Annotated in this window: 15 protein-coding genes; 13 read left to right on the top strand and 2 right to left on the bottom strand. The window is 69.6% G+C overall.

All coding sequences use genetic code 11. The annotated features are described in order from the left end of the window. The first annotated feature begins 331 nt into the window (after positions 1–331). Genes EV659_RS15230 through wecB form a run of 4 tightly spaced genes read left to right on the top strand, consistent with a single transcriptional unit; the run spans position 332 to position 6,587 of the window. On the top strand, positions 332–2,524 hold the full coding sequence (locus tag EV659_RS15230) for a bi-domain-containing oxidoreductase (protein WP_420877586.1): 2,193 nt from the start codon (positions 332–334) through the stop codon (positions 2,522–2,524). A gap of 4 nt (positions 2,525–2,528) precedes the next feature. Then, positions 2,529–4,145, top strand: a complete 1,617-nt coding sequence (locus EV659_RS10910) for a heparinase II/III family protein (RefSeq protein ID WP_132708921.1) — start codon at positions 2,529–2,531, stop codon at positions 4,143–4,145. After that, positions 4,142–5,449 (top strand): glycosyltransferase family 4 protein, encoded by a 1,308-nt coding sequence (locus EV659_RS10905; protein WP_132708920.1) that lies wholly within the window; start codon positions 4,142–4,144, stop codon positions 5,447–5,449. The genes EV659_RS10910 and EV659_RS10905 overlap by 4 nt, the downstream gene beginning before the upstream one ends. A 19-nt stretch (positions 5,450–5,468) precedes the next feature. Further along, positions 5,469–6,587, top strand: coding sequence for a non-hydrolyzing UDP-N-acetylglucosamine 2-epimerase (gene wecB, locus EV659_RS10900; RefSeq protein WP_132708919.1), 1,119 nt, complete (start codon positions 5,469–5,471; stop codon positions 6,585–6,587). Here the strand turns inward: wecB and EV659_RS10895 are convergent. Both EV659_RS10895 and EV659_RS10890 read right to left on the bottom strand, forming a co-directional pair. After that, positions 6,584–7,399 carry a sulfotransferase family protein gene (locus EV659_RS10895; protein ID WP_132708918.1) on the bottom strand — a complete coding sequence of 272 codons (816 nt, stop codon included), beginning with the start codon at positions 7,397–7,399 and terminating at the stop codon, positions 6,584–6,586. The genes wecB and EV659_RS10895 overlap by 4 nt on opposite strands. Before the next feature lie 42 nt (positions 7,400–7,441). Continuing rightward, positions 7,442–7,657, bottom strand: a complete 216-nt coding sequence (locus tag EV659_RS10890; protein WP_132708917.1) for a hypothetical protein — start codon at positions 7,655–7,657, stop codon at positions 7,442–7,444. Between the two features lie 137 nt (positions 7,658–7,794). Between EV659_RS10890 and EV659_RS10885 the strand changes: the two genes are divergently transcribed. Genes EV659_RS10885 through EV659_RS10845 form a run of 9 tightly spaced genes read left to right on the top strand, consistent with a single transcriptional unit; the run spans position 7,795 to position 15,793 of the window. Continuing rightward, complete coding sequence (locus EV659_RS10885; protein WP_165878854.1) at positions 7,795–8,466, top strand: WbqC family protein; 672 nt, start codon at positions 7,795–7,797, stop codon at positions 8,464–8,466. A 4-nt stretch (positions 8,467–8,470) separates the two neighbouring features. Next, positions 8,471–9,145, top strand: coding sequence for an acetyltransferase (locus EV659_RS10880; protein ID WP_165878853.1), 675 nt, complete (start codon positions 8,471–8,473; stop codon positions 9,143–9,145). 5 nt (positions 9,146–9,150) lie between these two features. After that, entirely contained in the window at positions 9,151–10,047 is an 897-nt protein-coding gene (locus tag EV659_RS10875; RefSeq protein WP_132708914.1) for a formyltransferase family protein, read from the top strand. A gap of 48 nt (positions 10,048–10,095) precedes the next feature. Then, a complete protein-coding gene (locus EV659_RS10870) occupies positions 10,096–11,145 on the top strand; it encodes a class I SAM-dependent methyltransferase (RefSeq protein WP_132708913.1) in 1,050 nt (349 codons plus the stop codon). Next, on the top strand, positions 11,142–12,089 hold the full coding sequence (locus tag EV659_RS10865) for a glycoside hydrolase family protein (RefSeq protein WP_132708912.1): 948 nt from the start codon (positions 11,142–11,144) through the stop codon (positions 12,087–12,089). The genes EV659_RS10870 and EV659_RS10865 overlap by 4 nt, the downstream gene beginning before the upstream one ends. A gap of 4 nt (positions 12,090–12,093) precedes the next feature. Further along, positions 12,094–12,774, top strand: coding sequence for a class I SAM-dependent methyltransferase (locus tag EV659_RS10860; RefSeq protein WP_165878852.1), 681 nt, complete (start codon positions 12,094–12,096; stop codon positions 12,772–12,774). A gap of 5 nt (positions 12,775–12,779) precedes the next feature. Next, the gene (locus EV659_RS10855; RefSeq protein ID WP_132708910.1) at positions 12,780–13,781 is read left to right on the top strand and encodes a hypothetical protein; all 1,002 of its coding nucleotides are present in this window, start codon (positions 12,780–12,782) and stop codon (positions 13,779–13,781) included. Continuing rightward, complete coding sequence (locus EV659_RS10850) at positions 13,778–14,860, top strand: class I SAM-dependent methyltransferase (protein WP_132708909.1); 1,083 nt, start codon at positions 13,778–13,780, stop codon at positions 14,858–14,860. The genes EV659_RS10855 and EV659_RS10850 overlap by 4 nt, the downstream gene beginning before the upstream one ends. 12 nt (positions 14,861–14,872) lie before the next feature. Beyond that, a complete protein-coding gene (locus tag EV659_RS10845; protein ID WP_132708908.1) occupies positions 14,873–15,793 on the top strand; it encodes a glycosyltransferase in 921 nt (306 codons plus the stop codon). Positions 15,794–15,812 lie beyond the last annotated feature (19 nt).

Genomic DNA, 15,812 nt, shown 5'->3' with positions numbered 1-15,812 from the left:
CGCCCTGCGCGTCTGGGACGGGCCGAAGCGCCGCACCCACCGCTTCCTGCCGAAAGATGTCGGCCATGAGACCGCCATACTGCAACCCTTCGACCGCCAGGGCGACTGGCAGGCCCGCTGGCGCGAGGTGCTGCGCTCCAGCCTGTGGATGTTGACCATCACCCATATGGTACGCACGGGTGAACGCCGGCGCGCCTTCACCTTCACCCACGCGCTGGCCGACCTGGACGACCGGGTGCTGGCCGCGCAGGCGGCCCAAGCGGCCCAAATCGCCGACAAGACCGGCGCCCCCCCCCGCCCGGGCGGCAACGGCGAGCGAGAGACCAAGCCCATGAAACAAGTGCTGCAAAGCTTGAAAGACGGCTCGACGCTGGTGGAGACCGTGCCGGCCCCGCGCCCCGGCCGCGGCCAGGTGGTGGTGCGCACCCACAAGACGCTGATCTCCGCCGGCACCGAGCGCATGCTGGTCGACTTCGGCAAGGCCAATCTGTTGGACAAGGCGCGCCAGCAACCCGAGAAGGTCGCCGAGGTGATCGCCAAGATCCGCACCGACGGGCTGGCGACCACGCTCGAAGCGGTGCAGTCGAAGCTCGGCCAGCCGATCCCCATGGGCTATTCCAATGTGGGCACGGTGACGGCGGTGGGCGCCGGCGTCACTGGGCTGGCGGTGGGCGACCGGGTGGTATCCAACGGCCACCATGCCGAGATGGTACGCGTGCCGCCCAATCTGTGCGCCAAGGTACCGGCGGGCGTCGGCGACGACACCGCCGTGTTCACCGTGGTCGGCGCCATCGCGCTCCAGGGTATCCGCCTGGCCGGGCCGAGCCTCGGCGAGACCGTGGCGGTGACCGGGCTGGGGCTGATCGGGCTGATGGCGGTGCAGCTTCTGCGCGCCCAGGGCGTGCGCGTGCTCGGCATCGACATGGACCCCGCCAAACTCGACCTGGCGCGCCGTTTCGGTGCTGAAACCGTCGACCTTGCGAAAGCCGAGGACCCGGTGGCCAAGGCCGCAGCCCTCACCGACGGCCACGGCGTCGACGCGGTGTTGCTGACCGCCGCCACCAAGAGCAGCACGCCGGTGGCCCAGGCGGCGCGCATGTGCCGCAAGCGCGGCCGCATCGTCCTGGTGGGCGTCACCGGCCTGTCGCTCAACCGCGCCGACTTCTACGAAAAGGAACTGACCTTCCAGGTGTCCTGTTCCTATGGCCCCGGGCGCTATGACCCGGCCTATGAGCAACACGGCCAAGACTATCCCATCGGCTTCGTGCGCTGGACCGAACAGCGCAATTTCCAAGCCGTGTTGGCGATGATGGCGAGCGGTGCGGTGCGCACCGACGCGCTGGTTTCGCACCGCTTCCCGCTGGACCGCGCCGCCGACGCCTATGGCGCGTTGAGCGGCGGCCCGGCCCTCGGCGTGCTGCTCGAAACCGGCGTCGAAGGGCTGCCCGACACCGCCCCGGCGGAAAGCGTGTCGCTCGACCAGAACAGCCCACGCCCCGCGGCCGACGGCCGGGTCGGCGTGTCGTTCATCGGCGCGGGCAATTATGCCGGCCGGGTGCTGGCGCCGGCGGTGGCGAAAACCGTCGCCCGGTTCGAGATCGTGGCATCGGGCGGCGGCGTTTCGGGCACGCTGATGGGCCGCGCGCGCGGCTTCCGCACCAGCACCACCGACACCGACACGGTGTTCGCCGACCCGGCCACCGACCTGGTGGTGGTGTCGACGCCGCACAACAGCCACGCAGCCCTCGCCGCCCGGGCGCTCGAAGCCGGCAAGGCGGCGTTCGTGGAGAAGCCGCTGGCGCTGACGCTGGCCGACCTCGACGCCTTGGAGCGCGCCTATGACACGGCCGCCCAGGCCGGCCGCTCGCCCTTTCTGATGGTCGGCTTCAACCGGCGCTTTTCGCCCCATGTGCAGGCGTTGCGCGCGCGGCTCAACGCCCGCGCCGCGCCACCGGCCATGGTGATGACGGTCAATGCCGGCGCCATCCCGCTCGACCACTGGACCCAGGACCCGGCCCAGGGCGGCGGCCGATTGATCGGCGAGGCGTGCCATTTCGTCGACCTGGCGCGCTATCTGGCCGATGCGCCGATCGTCCGCGCCCAGATCGACGGCCTGCGCCCGACCGCCGGCGCGCACGGCCACGACACCGCCACCATCACCCTGGGCTTCGCCAATGGCGCGGTCGCCACCATCCACTATTTCGCCAACGGTCATAAGGGCGTGGCCAAGGAACGGATCGAGGTGTTCCAGGCCGGCGCGGTCTATGCGCTGGACAATTTCCGCCGCACCCGCGCGGTCGGCGACAAGGGCTTCAAGACCGTGCGCAGCCGCGGCCAGGACAAGGGCAACGCCGCCTGCGTGGCCGCCACCATCGACAGCCTGACCAGGGCCGCGCCGGCGCCGATCCCGGCCGCCGAATTGTTCGAGGTCTCGCGCACCGTGATCGACCTGGCGACCCGGTTCGACCCGCGCCTCGGCGGCAGCGCCGGGGGCGGCGACGACAACGGCGCGGCGGCGGGGTGAGGCCATGTTCCGCACCGCCCTTCTGACCCTGCGCACCCTGCCGCACCTGAAGCGCCGGCAGATCACCAACCGCCTGCGGCGCAAGCTGGTCAAGCCGCGCGTCGACACCGCACCGGTGGGCGACCCGGCGAAACTGGTCGCGGAACCGGTGGCGTTCATCGCCGCCCCCCTGGCCTATCACGGCGGCACCGAGTTCACCTTCCTCAACCAGCGCCACACCCTCGACCTGCCGGCGGGCTGGACGTCGCCCGAGCGGTCCAAGCTGTGGCGGTATCACCTGCACTATTTCGACTGGCTCAGCCAGGACCCGGCCCCCGACGCCGGCGCGGCGCGCGCCATGATCACCCGCTGGATCGACGACAACCCGCCGCTCAGCGGCGACGGCTGGGAGCCCTACCCGATCTCGCTGCGCCTCGCCGCCTGGGTCAAATGGCTGACCCTGCGCCGCGCCCAGGGCGACCGGGGGTTGGAGCCCGCGCAATGGTCGAGCCTGGGGCTCCAGGCGCGGGTGCTGGCTCAAAGCCTCGAATACCATCTGATGGGCAACCATCTGTGGGCCAACGCCAAGGGGCTGATCGCGGCGGGGCTGGCGCTGGCCGGCGACGAGGCCCGGGGCTGGCTCGACACCGGTCGCGCCCTGCTCGACCAGCAACTGGACGAACAGGTGCTCGACGATGGCGGCCATTACGAGCGCAGCCCCACCTATCATGCGCTGTTGCTCGAAGACCTGGCCGACCTGATCAACCTGTCGCGCGCCTATGGCGAACCGGTGCCCGCGCGCTGGGTCGAGACCGCGCGGGCGATGCTCGCCTGGCTGGTCGCCATGACCCGACCCGACGGCCGCCTGCCGCTGTTCAACGACGCCGCCCACGGCGCCGGGCCGAGCCCGCAAGCGCTGCGGGCCTATGCCGAGCGGCTGGGCCTGGCAGTCCCCGACGCGCCGGGCGACGGGCTGGTGGCCCTGGCCCGCAGCGGCTATTTCCGCTACGCCGCCCCCGGCTGGTGGCTGGTCGCCGACGCCGGCGCCATCGGCCCCGACCATATCCCCGGCCACGCCCACGCCGACATGCTGAGCTTCGAATTGTCGGTCGACGGCCGGCCGCTGATCGTCGACACCGGCACCTCCACCTATGAGGCCGGGGCGCGCCGGGCGGTCGAGCGCGGCACCGCCGCCCACAACACCGTCGAGGTGGCCGGCACCGACCAGTCGGAAATGTGGGGGGCGTTCCGGGTTGCCCGGCGTGCCCGCCTGCGCGAACGCCACTGGGGCAACGACCGGCTGCGCGCCGCCCATGACGGCTATGACCGGCTGGGCGTGCGCCATGCGCGCTATTTCACCTTTGCGCCCGACGCGCTGACGCTGACCGACACGCTGACCGACACGCGCACCGGCCGGGCCTCGGACGCGCCCGCGGTGGCGCGCCTGCACTTCGCCCCGGGGGTCAGGGTGGTCCAGGACGGCGCCACGATCACCGCCGACGCGGTGACCATCCAGATCCACGGCGCCGACAGCATCACCCTGGCCGACTATCACCACGCCCCCGACTTCAACACGCTCGTGCCCGCGCGGGTCGCCGAAATCGCCTTCACCAGCCGGCTCGAAACCCGGATCGCCCGATGAAGATCCTGTTCATTACCGACAATTTCCCGCCCGAGGTCAACGCGCCGGCGACCCGCACGCTGGAACACGCCCGCGCCTGGGTCGCCGCCGGCCACCGGGTCACGGTGATCACCTGCGCGCCCAATTTCCCCCACGGCCGAGTGTTCCCGGGCTACCGCAACCGGCTTTATCAAACCGAGGAAATCGACGGCATCCAGGTGGTCCGCGTGTGGTCCTACATGACCGCCAATGCGGGCTTCGCCAAGCGCGTGCTGGACTATCTGAGCTTCGCGTTCAGCGCCTTTTTCGCCGGGCTGTTCCGCCGCGCCGACGTGATCGTGGCGACCTCGCCGCAGTTCTTCACCACCTTTACGGGCTGCGCGCTGTCGGTGCTCAAGCGCCGGCCCTGGGTGTTCGAATTGCGCGACCTGTGGCCCGAGTCCATCGCCGCCGTGGGCGCCATGAAGGCCGGCCGGGCGGTGCGTCTGCTCGAACGGATCGAGTTGTTCATGTACCGCCATGCGGCCGCCGTGGTGGCGCTGACCCCGGCCTTCAAGCGCAACCTGGTGGCGCGCGGCATCGACCCCGCCAAGATCGCCGTGGTCACCAACGGCGTCGACCGCCAGGCCTTCCCGCCCCGGCCGCGCAACGACGCCGTGCGCCGCGACCTCGGCCTCGGCGACGGCTTCGTGATCGGTTACATCGGCACCATGGGGATGGCCCACGGCCTGGAATTCGTGGTCCGCGCCTTTGCCCGGATCGACCGACCGGACCTGCGCCTCTTGCTGGTCGGCGACGGCGCCGCGCGCGACGCGGTGGCCCGGCTTGCCGCCGAGTTGGCCCCCGAACGCATCGTGGTCCACCCGCCGGTACCCAAGGACCGGGTCGCCGAGATGATCGCCGCCTGCGACGCCGCCCTGGTGCCGCTCAAGAAATCCGACACCTTCAAGACCGTGATCCCGTCGAAGATGTTCGAATTGGGCTCCATGGGCAAACCGATCCTGCTCGGCGTCGAAGGCCAGGCGCGCGAGATCGTCGAAGCCTACGACGCCGGCGTTTGCTTTGAGCCCGAGAACACGCTCAGCTTCACCGCTGCGGTGACCACATTGGCCGACGACCCCGACCGGCGGGCGCACCACGCCGCCGGCGCCGAGTGCCTGGCCGACGCCTACAGCCGTCCGCGTCTGGCCGCCCACATGGCCGACGTGCTCGCCGCCGTGGCCGCGCGCCGGCCGCTGCCCGAGCCGCCACGCGATGCCGACACCGCCGCAGCCGCCCCAAACGAGGCCCGACCCACGCCGGTCGCCGCCGACAAGCCCCTTTGACGCCCCACAGGTGACGCCCATGACCTCCAACCAGCCGCAGCCCAGCCCGCAAACCGTCCACCTGATCTGCGCCGCCCGGCCCAACTTCATGAAGATCGCGCCGCTCTACCACGCGCTCCGGGCGACCGATTGGGCGCGGCCGGTGTTGATCCACACCGGGCAGCATTACGACCCCAACATGTCCGACCGGATCTTCGACGATCTGGGCCTGCCCAAGCCCGACCACCATCTGGGCATCGGCAGTGGCGGCCATGGCGAGACCACCGGCCGGGTGATGATCGAATATGAGGCGATCGTGCTGGCCCATCGGCCCGACTGGATCGTCGTGGTCGGCGACGTCAATCCCACTGCCGCCTGCTCCATGGTCGGCGCCAAGCTGCACATCCCGGTGGCGCATCTGGAAGCGGGCCTGCGCAGCGGCGACCGCACAATGCCCGAAGAGATCAACCGGCTGGTCACCGACACCATCGCCGACGTGCTGTGGACGCCGTCGCCCGACGGCGACGCCAATCTGCGCGCCGAGGGCGTGGCCGACGCGCGCATCACCCGGGTCGGCAACATCATGCTCGACAGCTTCGAGTTGATGCGCCCGACAATCGACGCCGCCGGCGTGCGCACCGACATGGGGCTCGACGACGGCGGCTATGGCGTGGTCACCCTGCACCGGCCGTCCAATGTGGACAGCGCCGACAGCCTCGCGCCGCTGGTGGAAAAGCTACGCGCGGCGGCCGACCAGGTGCCGCTGGTGTTCCCGGTCCACCCGCGCACCCGCGCGCGGCTCGACGCCTTCGGCCTGATGGCGCGGCTTGCGGACCATGACGCGATCACGCTGATCGAGCCGTTGAGCTACATCCCGTTCATGAACCTGGTCACCGGCGCCGCGCTGGTGATCACCGACTCGGGCGGCCTGCAGGAAGAGACCACCTATCTCGGCCTGCCGTGCCTGACCGTGCGGCCCAACACCGAACGCCCGATCACCTTGAGCGAGGGCACCAACAAGCTGGTCGAGCCGGCGGACATTCCAGCCCAGGTCGCCCGGGCGCTGGCCGGCGACTGGCCCACCGGCCGCCGCCCCGACCTGTGGGACGGCCACACCGCGTCCCGCGTGGTCGCCGACCTCGCCCGCCGCTCGGCCTAACCGCGCGCGGCGATCGCCTCGCGCCGGGCGGCGGCCATGTCCTCGGGGTCGCGCAGATAGCCGAACCGCTCGCACAGCTGGCGATAGTTGTCGGAGGTCAGAACCGCCCGGCGCAGTTCGGCCGACACCGGCTTGAGCGGCAGCGGTCGGATATCCGCGTCGCCGCTGCCGCGCCCGCTGTCGCCGGTCAGGCGCACGCTGTTGTACCGCGCCCGCCAGCCGGGATCGTAAGGCAGCGCCAAGGCGTCGGCCATGGCGCGCAGGCTGGCGTCGGGGTCGGCGACAAAATCCTCATAGTGGACCAGCGGCCGGCCGTCGAAATAGTCCACCAGCGACAGGATGCGCGCGCAATAGTCGTCGAACGAGGCGACCGTCGCGGTCCAGCCGCGTTTGTGGGCGGACACATAGGTTTCCACCGGGTTGCGCAGGGTGACGATGGACTTGAGGTCGAACGCCCCCTTGAGCACCTCGGTCAGGGTCGAGACGGTGCGCGGCTGGGGGCTGAACCAATCGCTGTGGCTATGGTCGCGCAGCACCAGATGGCCGCCTTGTTGCGCCACCTTGTCATAGACCGGCCGCAGCCGGTTGTAGAACGCCTGCGCCAGTTCATTGGCCGAAAAGCCGAGCCGCCCCTGATACTGGCACACCGCCTGCTGCAACGGGTCGACGGGGTTGAAACGGAGCTGCCCGAAGGTGAACGGCGACACCTCGCTCAACAGATAGACGTCGGGCAGCACCGCCAGCGACTTGCAGATCATCGTGCCGCCGGTGGCGGCGAAGTGATGGACGGTCCGGATCGTCGGCTTCGACATGCTGCGCCTCTAAACTCTTCAAGTTCGCCCCTACGCTGGCGATCACGGCATCTGCCGGCCCTTGAACGGCTGGCCGGTGAGCAAGGTGATGAGATGGCCCAGCATCAAGATCGTGACCAGCACGCACACGAACATGATGCCGGTATAGGGCAGGAGTGGCAATTTCCCCGGCTCGTAAGGCCGGCGGCTTTTCCAGTTGGCGAACAGACCGAGCGCCACGGCAACCGCCAGAATACTCAACGTCACGGTCATCGACATGACCAAGCCTTTCCTCGAACGGCGGCACTGCGATACCCTATTGGCCGCTCGCGCCGCCAAGCCCCCGTCGATAGACCGGCTTTTCGACCGAAATCAATCACTGCAACGCAGTTTCCAGCCCGCCAATGGCGCCAAGCATGTCCACCATCGCCGTGATGCAGCCCTATTTCTTCCCCTATGCGGGCTATTTCCGGCTCCTGGCCGCCGCCGATGTCTTTGTGCTGTTCGACTGCGTGCAGTTCCCCCGCCGCGGCTGGGTACACCGCAACCGGTTCCGTCGCGCCGACGCCACGCTCGACTGGCTGACCCTGCCGCTGGCCAAGGCGCCGCGCGACGCACGGATCGCCGACCTGGCCTTTGCCCCCGACGCCGAGGCCGAGATGCACGCGCGCATGGCGCGCTTCCCCGCCCTCGCCGACGCGCTCGACCGGCACGACCCCCTGGTCGCCGGCGCCGCCGCCTGTGCCGGCCGGCCGAACGACTATCTGGCCGCCCAGATCGCAACGGTGGCCGACCGCCTCGGCCTCTGCCCCCGCATGGTCCGGTCCTCGACCCTCGACACGCCGCCCGACCTGCGCGGCGCGGAGCGGATCATCCACATCGTCCGCCAATTGGGTGGGCGCCGCTATGTCAACAGCCCCGGCGGCCGCGCGCTCTATACGCCCGACCACTTTGCCGACGCCGGGCTCGACTTGGCGTTCCTGGTCCCCTATCAAAACGATATGTCTTCGATCCTTGATCGCTTGCTACGCGAGCCGCCGGCCGATGTGCGTGCCGACATCCTCGCCGCAACCCAATTGGTGGATTGACCCCATGGCCGATATCGTTCTGTTCGGCGCCGGCAAGGTCGCCGAGGTCGCCGAGGCGCTGTTCCGGGAAGCCGGCAGCCATCGCGTGGTGGCCTTCGCCGTCGACCGCGCGCACCTGGATGGGCCGACCTTTCTGGGCCGGCCGGTGGTCGCCTTCGAGGAATTGGCCGAGCGCTACCCGCCCGCCGAGGTCAAGGCGTTCGTGGCCATCGGCTATCACGCGCTCAATACCGCCCGGGCCGAGCGGGTCGCCGCGCTCGAAGCCCAGGGCTATGAATTGGTCGACTGCATCAGCCCGCGCGCCTGGGTGGCCGAAGGCGCGCTCACCGGCCGCAACTGCCTGATCATGCCCCACGCGGTGGTCGAACCGGGCGCCCGGCTGGGCCGTGACGTGGTGGTCTGGAGCAACGCCACCATCGGCCACCACGCCCGGCTCGACGACCATGTGTGGGTCGCCGGCAACAGCGTGATCGGCGGCGGCGCGCATCTCGGCGCCTATACGTTCGCAGCACTGGGCACCGTGGTCGGCAACGAGGTGACGGTGGGGGCCGAAAGCCTCCTCGGCGCCGGCGTCCGGATCACCCGCTGCTGCGCCGAAAAAAGCGTGTTCATCCAGCCCGAGACGGAAAAATACCGGCTGGACAGCGACCGCTTTCTACGCATCTCGAAGCTGCGCTAGGACCGATGATCGAACCGGGCGCCCAACGCACCGTCTTCGTCGGCAACCGCGCCTTTGTCTGGCACGAGGCACGGCGCGCCGGTCTCCGCCTGGTCGAGAGCCTGGCGATCACCGGCTCCTATTTCGACCGGCAAGCAGCCCAACTCGGCGTCCCGGTGCGACGCATCGGCTGCAAACGTATGTTGTTGGACACCCTGGCCGCCCTGGATTTCGACCTTCTGCTGTGCAATGGCGTGCCCCATATCCTGCCGATCAGCCGCATCGCCCGGCCGGGCCAACGCTTCGTCAACGTCCACCCCGGCCCGCTGCCAGATCTGCGCGGAGCCGACCCGGTCAATGGCGCCATCCTGCTCGACCGGGCCGCGGGTGCGGCGGTTCATGTGATGGACGATGGCATCGACACCGGCCCGCTGATCGCCCGCCGCCGATTCTCGGTACCACAGGGCGCCGACGTCAGGCTGCTGTACCAGATGGTGTTCGAGGCCGAACGCCAAGTGTTTCGTCAAGCTCTCGCCCGCAGCTTCGAGCCCGACCCCGCACTGGCCGAGCCCGTGGGCGCCGACAGCGTCTATTACACAATCCGCACCGCCGACAGACGGCTTCAACCGACCGACAATGCAGCCTTGACCGTGCGTAAGGTCCGCGCTTTCGCAACCCCTAACCAAGCGCCTGTGTTCCGCATCGCCGACACCGACCTGCGCGCCCAGGCGGCTGCGATCGTCGACGGCGCCGCCCTCGACCAGATGGCAGCGGGTCTCGACACCAACCAGGTGGTGACCAGCGGGCCGGATTTCCTGGTACTCACCAAACCGGACGGCCTCGTCCTGCTGGACCGGGTGAGCGGAGATCTTGGCGCTATCGGGCGCGGCAGCACCCTAAAGCAAAGCGATCTTAACGATTAACCCCTAGCGATAGGCCATCGGCTCCGCCATGCGCGCACGGATACGACCATGACCCAAACGCTTCCGCCCGACAGCGGGCAATTGTTTCGCCACCCGCTGGACGCCAGCCCGCTGACCGCGGCGACCGGCGATGACGGCACGATCGCCGCCCTTCTGGGCGCGGACGGCAGCCGGTTCGCGGTCGACGACGGCATCCCCGACCTGATCTGGCCGCGCACGCTGGGCGAGGCCGAGCGTACCGCACAGGCCACCTATGAAGAGGTCGCCGACGTCTATGACAAATACATCCATCTGACCTTCGACACCTTCAACACCGACGAGACCACCGAACGCCGCCGCATGGTCGACCGGCTGGCCCTGAGCCCCGGCCAGACGGTGCTGGAGTTCGGCTGCGGCACCGGGCGCACCAGCGCGCTGATCGCCGAGCGGTTGGGCGCCCATGGCACGCTGTTGTTGCAGGAACTGGCCCGGCCGGTATTGGTCCAGGCGCGCGCCAAGGCAGCGAAGCTCGCCACGCCCAGCCATGTGGCCCTGGCCAATGGCAGTTATCTGCCGCTCGCCGACAACAGCGTCGACGCGGTGTTCCATTTCGGCGGCATCAACATGTTCTCCGATATCGGCCGCTGCTTCGCCGAGGCGGCGCGGGTCACCAAACCCGGCGGGCGCGTGGTGATCGGCGACGAGAACATGCCGGTCTGGCTGCGCGACACCGAGATGGGCCGGGTGCTGATGAACTCGAACCATCACTATCGCTGTCCGGTGCCGTTCGAGCATATCCCGGTCGAGGCCCGCGACGTGGCCTGCGAATGGATCATCGGCGGCGTGTTCTATGTGATCTCGTTCACCGTCGGCGAGGGCGCGCCCTATGCCGACCTGGATTTCCAGATCCCCGGCCGGCGCGGCGGCACCCACCGCACGCGCTATTACGGCCAACTTGAGGGCGTGACGCCCGAGGCCAAGCGCCACGCCCAGGACCAGGCGGCCCGGGCGGGCATGAGCCTGCACGCCTGGCTCGACCGGCTGATCCGCACCGCCGACGGCACGCCCGATACCGACACCGAGACCGAGGACAAGAACGGCAAGGGCGGCGGTCGATGACGCCCCTGGTCTGGCACAAACAGGGCCTGGTGTTCGACGCGCCGGCGGTGCCGTGGATCGGCAGCCACGCCCAGAACCCGACGCCCCTGGTTCTCGACGACCGCATCCGGGTGTTCTGCAACGTGCGCCCGCCGCGCGACGCCGACGGCCAGTACCGCGCCCGGGTCGCCTATGTGGACCTGGACCGCGCCGACCCGACCCGCCTGCTCGGCGTCTCGGAGGGGCCGGTACTGGCGCTTGGACGACGCGGCGAGTTCGACGAATTCGGTACCATGGTCCAGGGGCTCACCCGCCACCCGGACACCGGCGAGCTGTGGATGTACTATGTGGGCTGGACGCGCAAGGTGTCGGTGCCGTTCGACTGGGCGATCGGCCTGGCGATCAGCCGCGACGGCGGCAAATCCTTCGAGCGCCACGGCACCGGCCCGGTGATCGGCGCCACGCCCGACGAGCCGTTCCTGCACGCCTGCCCCCATGTCCGGCGCGAGGGCGGCCTGTGGCACATGTGGTACGGCGCCGGCATCGAATGGCAGAGCGAGGATATCGAACCGATCTATCGGCTGTTCCACGCCACCTCGACCGACGGCATCGCCTGGCGGCGCGAGGGCCGGCCGTTCCTGCCCCTGGCGGTCGACGACGAATGCCAGACCACGCCCAGCGTGTTCCGCCGCGACGGGCGCTGGATGATGCTGTTTTCCTACCGCTACGGCACCGACTTCCGCTCCGCCGACCGCGGCTATCGGATCGGCTGCGCGGTCTCCGACGACCTGTGCCATTGGACCCGCCGCGACGATCTGGCCGGGCTGGCGCCGTCGCCCACGGGCTGGGACAGCGGCATGGTCGCCTATCCCGCCGTGTTGCAGGACGGCGACCGCACCTGGCTGTTCTATTGCGGCGATGATTTCGGCGCCGCCGGCTTCGGCCTGGCGCTTAGCGAGGGATAGCGCGATGACCGGCGAGACATTTTCCGGCCTTTATCGGCACTGGGCGGCGCGCGGCAACCATCTCTACCCCAGCGAATTCGTCGTGCGCACGATGCTCGGCACCTATCCACGCCATGCCTTCATCAACAGTTGGGAGGGCCAGGCGGTGCTCGACCTGGGCTTCGGGGACGGCCGTAACTTCCCGCTATTGGTCAACGCCGGCGCCCGGGTCGCGGGCGTCGAAGTGACCGAGGACATCGTCGCCCTGGCCCGCGAGCGCTTCGCCGACGCGCCGGTCGACCTGCGGGTCGGTACCAATGCTCACATCCCGTTCGAGGACCACACGTTCGACGCCGTGCTGGCCTGCCATAGCTGCTATTATCTGGAAGGCGACGACCGCTTCGACGACAATCTGGCCGAGATCGCCCGGGTGCTGCGCCCCGGCGGGCACCTGATCTTTTCGGTGCCGCACACGGACAATTTCATCTTCCGCGACGCCAAGGCCATCGACCGGCACATCTTCGAAATCACCGCCGATCCTTGTGCCAAACGCGATGGCACCCGGCTCGCCGGCTTCGCCGACCGGGGCGACCTGGAACTGGCGCTCTACCACCACTTCGCCAATGTGCGGCTCGGTTTCCAGGACGACGACTTCTACGGTATCCGCGTCGCCTTCCACTTCGGCGTTGCGCAGAAGCGGGGCTGACCGCCATGGCACCAGCGCCAAGCCCCAACGACCACCGCCCGCGCGCGGTCCTGCACGTGGGCATGGCCAAGTGCGCGTCCACCTATCTGCAACACCAGGCGCAGGAGGCCGCCACCGCCGGCCGGATCGCCGCCAGCGTCTGGTATCCCTGGGACACGCTGATCAACCAGGCCGCCGAGGCGGTCGGCATCCCGGTGACCGCGTTTCCCGCCGCCCGGAATCCACAGCAAGCGTGGCCGGCCCATCTGCCGCTGATGGCGACCAACGAATGCCTCACCGGCACCTTTCCAGAACCGCTGCGCCTGACCGGCAGCCGCCATTTCACCGGCACCCACATGGCCCGCCTGCAAGACCAGGTGGCCCGGCAACTCAAGGCGGTGGCCGAGCGCCACCTTGCCGCCTATGACGTGCGGGTGCTGCTGATCACGCGCGCGCCCGAGGACTGGTTGCGCAGCGTCTACAAGAACATGGTGCTCATGGGTGTGCCCGACACGCCGGACGCCTTCCTCGGCCACTTCGCCGACGTGTTCACCGAATGGCTCGATATCGACCGGCTGATCGGCCTCTATGAGGTGCTGTTTTCGCCCGCAGCGGTCACCGTGCTGCCGTTCGAGATGCTGCGCGACCGCCCGGCGGACTTCGCCGGTCGGATCAACGAACTCGTCGGCGCCACGGTGGTCGAGGACCGGCCGGCGCGCAATGTGGGGCTCGACGATGCCGCCACCGAACGGGTCCGGGCCGCCTGGTCGGTCCTGGACGAGCTGGTGCCGCCAGCGCCCGACTGGTCCGACCCGGCGGTGCAGTACAAACGCAGCACCTGGCGGTTCCTGCACCAGTCGGTGTTGAACGTGCCCGACCGGGTCGCGCGCGCCAACGCCCGGCTGAGCGGCGACACGGCCGCCTACACCATGCCCGCCGACCTGGTCGACGCCATGAAGGCGCGCATGACCCGCCTGGCCGACCACCCCGCCTTCACCCCCTATCGCGAGCGCTATGTGACCTCATGACCACGCTTGTGTTCCCCTCGTCCACGCCCGCCGGCCGGGACTATATCCGCGACGCCCTGCGTCGGGGCGAACCGGTGCTCGCCGCCTCGTCGCTCGCCCACGACGCCATCGCGGCCGAGGCCGACTGGCACCGCCTGCCGAGCATCCACGACGACGGCTTCGACGCCGCGCTCGACGCGCTGATCGCCGCGCACGGGGTCACCCGGCTTTATGCGCCGGTGACCCTGGTCTATGCCTATCTGCGCGACTATCTGGCGCGCACCGGCCGGCGGGATCTGGCGTTCGTGCGCCGCGCGCCGTTCTACGAGGCGATCGAGGCCCAGGCGGTCGAGGCCCGCGACGCCCCGGCGCTGACCGCCTTTGCGCGCCGCGTTGCCGAACCGGGCACCGCCGACCATCTGCAACCGGCCCATATCGCCGGCATCCTGCGCCACGCCTTCGGCGTCTTCGGCGAGTCCTACACCGACAAGCTGACCGCCTTGATCGGCGTGCTGCAAAGCGTGCCGGCGGGCGACGCGGTGGAGATCGGCGCCCTGTTCGGCCGTTCGACCGCGGTGCTGCTCCAGGCGCTCAATCTGACCGACCGGGCCAACCCGGTGCTGGTGGTCGACGCCTGGCACGGCCAAACCGCGGTGCAGACATCGCTGCCGCCGGCCCTGGCGGCCGCGGCGATCGACATGGACTGGTCGCTGGTCGCCGACTCCTTCGACGTCAACATGGTGCCGCTGGCCAGGCCGGGTCGGTTCAACCGCCTGCGCCTGCCCTCGGCCGAGGCGTTCGCGCGCTATGCCCGCGACCGCAGGGTGACCTCCGACCTGTTCGGCACCACCGCCTATAGCGGCCGCATCGCCTTCCTGCACATCGACGCCAACCATGACTATGACGCCGTGGCCCAGGACCGGGACCTGTGGACCAGCCGGCTGGTGCCCGGCGCCTGGGTGGTGTTCGACGATTATGCCTGGTCGCACGGCGGCGGCCCCGGCCGCGCGGCCGACGAATTCTGCGCAGCCCTCGGCGCTCGCCTGGCCCGCAGCTTCTATGCCGGCGGCGCGCTGTTCGTCCGCCTCGCCGACCGCTGATTGGATGAGCCGATGACCCTGCCGCCCAGCACGCCAACGCGCGCCCCCCGGGTCACCCTGTTGTTGACCACCTATAATCACGGCCCGTTCGTGGCCGAGGCGGTCGCCAGTTGTCTGGCGCAGGACTATCCCAACATGGAAGTGTTCATCTCCGACGACGCGTCGACCGATGACACCTGGGCGCGGGTCGAGGCGGCGGTCGCGGACTATCGCGGCCCGCACACGATCAGCCTCAACCGCAATGAGCAGAACCTGTTTCTCGACCACCTGCCGGCCATCGCCGGGCGGTTGTCGGGCGAGTTGGTGGTGATCGCGTGCGGCGACGACGTGCAGTACCCGCAGCGGGTCAGCCGGCTGGTGGCGCTGTGGCGGCAGACCAACGCCACCGTCCTGGCCAGCGCGGCGCGCACCATCGACGCCCAGGGCGCCGTCACCGGCCACCACCGGCTGTGCGACAAGCCGCCGGTCCTGACCCTCGAAGGCTTCCTCAAGACCGGCGACAACCCCACCTGCTTCGGCGCCGGCATGGCCTGGCACCGGCGCCTGACCGACACCTTCGGCCGGCTGCCGCCCGGCTCGCGCAACATGGACTTTCTCTATCCCTTGCGCGGGCTGATGCTGACCGGCGCGGCGTTCTGCAACGAACCGCTGCTCGACTGGCGGCGCCACGGCGGCAACATGACCCTGGTGTTCCAGCAGGACGACGCCGACAACGAGCTTGACAAGCTTCAGGTGCGCGAACGCAACCTGCTCAACAAAATGGCCAATTGGCACGGCGCCATCGAAGACGCCCAGCGCCTCGCCCAGGCGACCGGCAACCAGGCGCCGCTCAACGGCGTCGCCAACGCCGCGGTCCAGCACATCGTCCAGCTGATGAGCCAATGGCGGCCGGTCCGCCACCGCCTGGCCCAGGCCAAGGTGGGCATCTATTGACCGCCGCAGGCCGCCATAA

The organism is Rhodothalassium salexigens DSM 2132 (assembly GCF_004341375.1).
Classification (GTDB): Bacteria; Pseudomonadota; Alphaproteobacteria; order Sphingomonadales; family Rhodothalassiaceae; genus Rhodothalassium; species Rhodothalassium salexigens.
Note: the sequence above shows the minus strand (reverse complement) of the source record. Positions and strands in the feature narration are given on the sequence as shown.

What these genes read in the sequence shown, in the direction of transcription:
- EV659_RS15230 (WP_420877586.1), top strand. Translation starts at nt 332, where the DNA reads ATGAAACAAGTGCTGCAAAGCTTGAAAGACGGCTCGACGCTGGTGGAG.
- EV659_RS10910 (WP_132708921.1), top strand. Translation starts at nt 2,529, where the DNA reads ATGTTCCGCACCGCCCTTCTGACCCTGCGCACCCTGCCGCACCTGAAG.
- EV659_RS10905 (WP_132708920.1), top strand. Translation starts at nt 4,142, where the DNA reads ATGAAGATCCTGTTCATTACCGACAATTTCCCGCCCGAGGTCAACGCG.
- wecB (WP_132708919.1), top strand. Translation starts at nt 5,469, where the DNA reads ATGACCTCCAACCAGCCGCAGCCCAGCCCGCAAACCGTCCACCTGATC.
- EV659_RS10895 (WP_132708918.1), bottom strand. Translation starts at nt 7,399, where the DNA reads ATGTCGAAGCCGACGATCCGGACCGTCCATCACTTCGCCGCCACCGGC.
- EV659_RS10890 (WP_132708917.1), bottom strand. Translation starts at nt 7,657, where the DNA reads ATGTCGATGACCGTGACGTTGAGTATTCTGGCGGTTGCCGTGGCGCTC.
- EV659_RS10885 (WP_165878854.1), top strand. Translation starts at nt 7,795, where the DNA reads ATGTCCACCATCGCCGTGATGCAGCCCTATTTCTTCCCCTATGCGGGC.
- EV659_RS10880 (WP_165878853.1), top strand. Translation starts at nt 8,471, where the DNA reads ATGGCCGATATCGTTCTGTTCGGCGCCGGCAAGGTCGCCGAGGTCGCC.
- EV659_RS10875 (WP_132708914.1), top strand. Translation starts at nt 9,151, where the DNA reads ATGATCGAACCGGGCGCCCAACGCACCGTCTTCGTCGGCAACCGCGCC.
- EV659_RS10870 (WP_132708913.1), top strand. Translation starts at nt 10,096, where the DNA reads ATGACCCAAACGCTTCCGCCCGACAGCGGGCAATTGTTTCGCCACCCG.
- EV659_RS10865 (WP_132708912.1), top strand. Translation starts at nt 11,142, where the DNA reads ATGACGCCCCTGGTCTGGCACAAACAGGGCCTGGTGTTCGACGCGCCG.
- EV659_RS10860 (WP_165878852.1), top strand. Translation starts at nt 12,094, where the DNA reads ATGACCGGCGAGACATTTTCCGGCCTTTATCGGCACTGGGCGGCGCGC.
- EV659_RS10855 (WP_132708910.1), top strand. Translation starts at nt 12,780, where the DNA reads ATGGCACCAGCGCCAAGCCCCAACGACCACCGCCCGCGCGCGGTCCTG.
- EV659_RS10850 (WP_132708909.1), top strand. Translation starts at nt 13,778, where the DNA reads ATGACCACGCTTGTGTTCCCCTCGTCCACGCCCGCCGGCCGGGACTAT.
- EV659_RS10845 (WP_132708908.1), top strand. Translation starts at nt 14,873, where the DNA reads ATGACCCTGCCGCCCAGCACGCCAACGCGCGCCCCCCGGGTCACCCTG.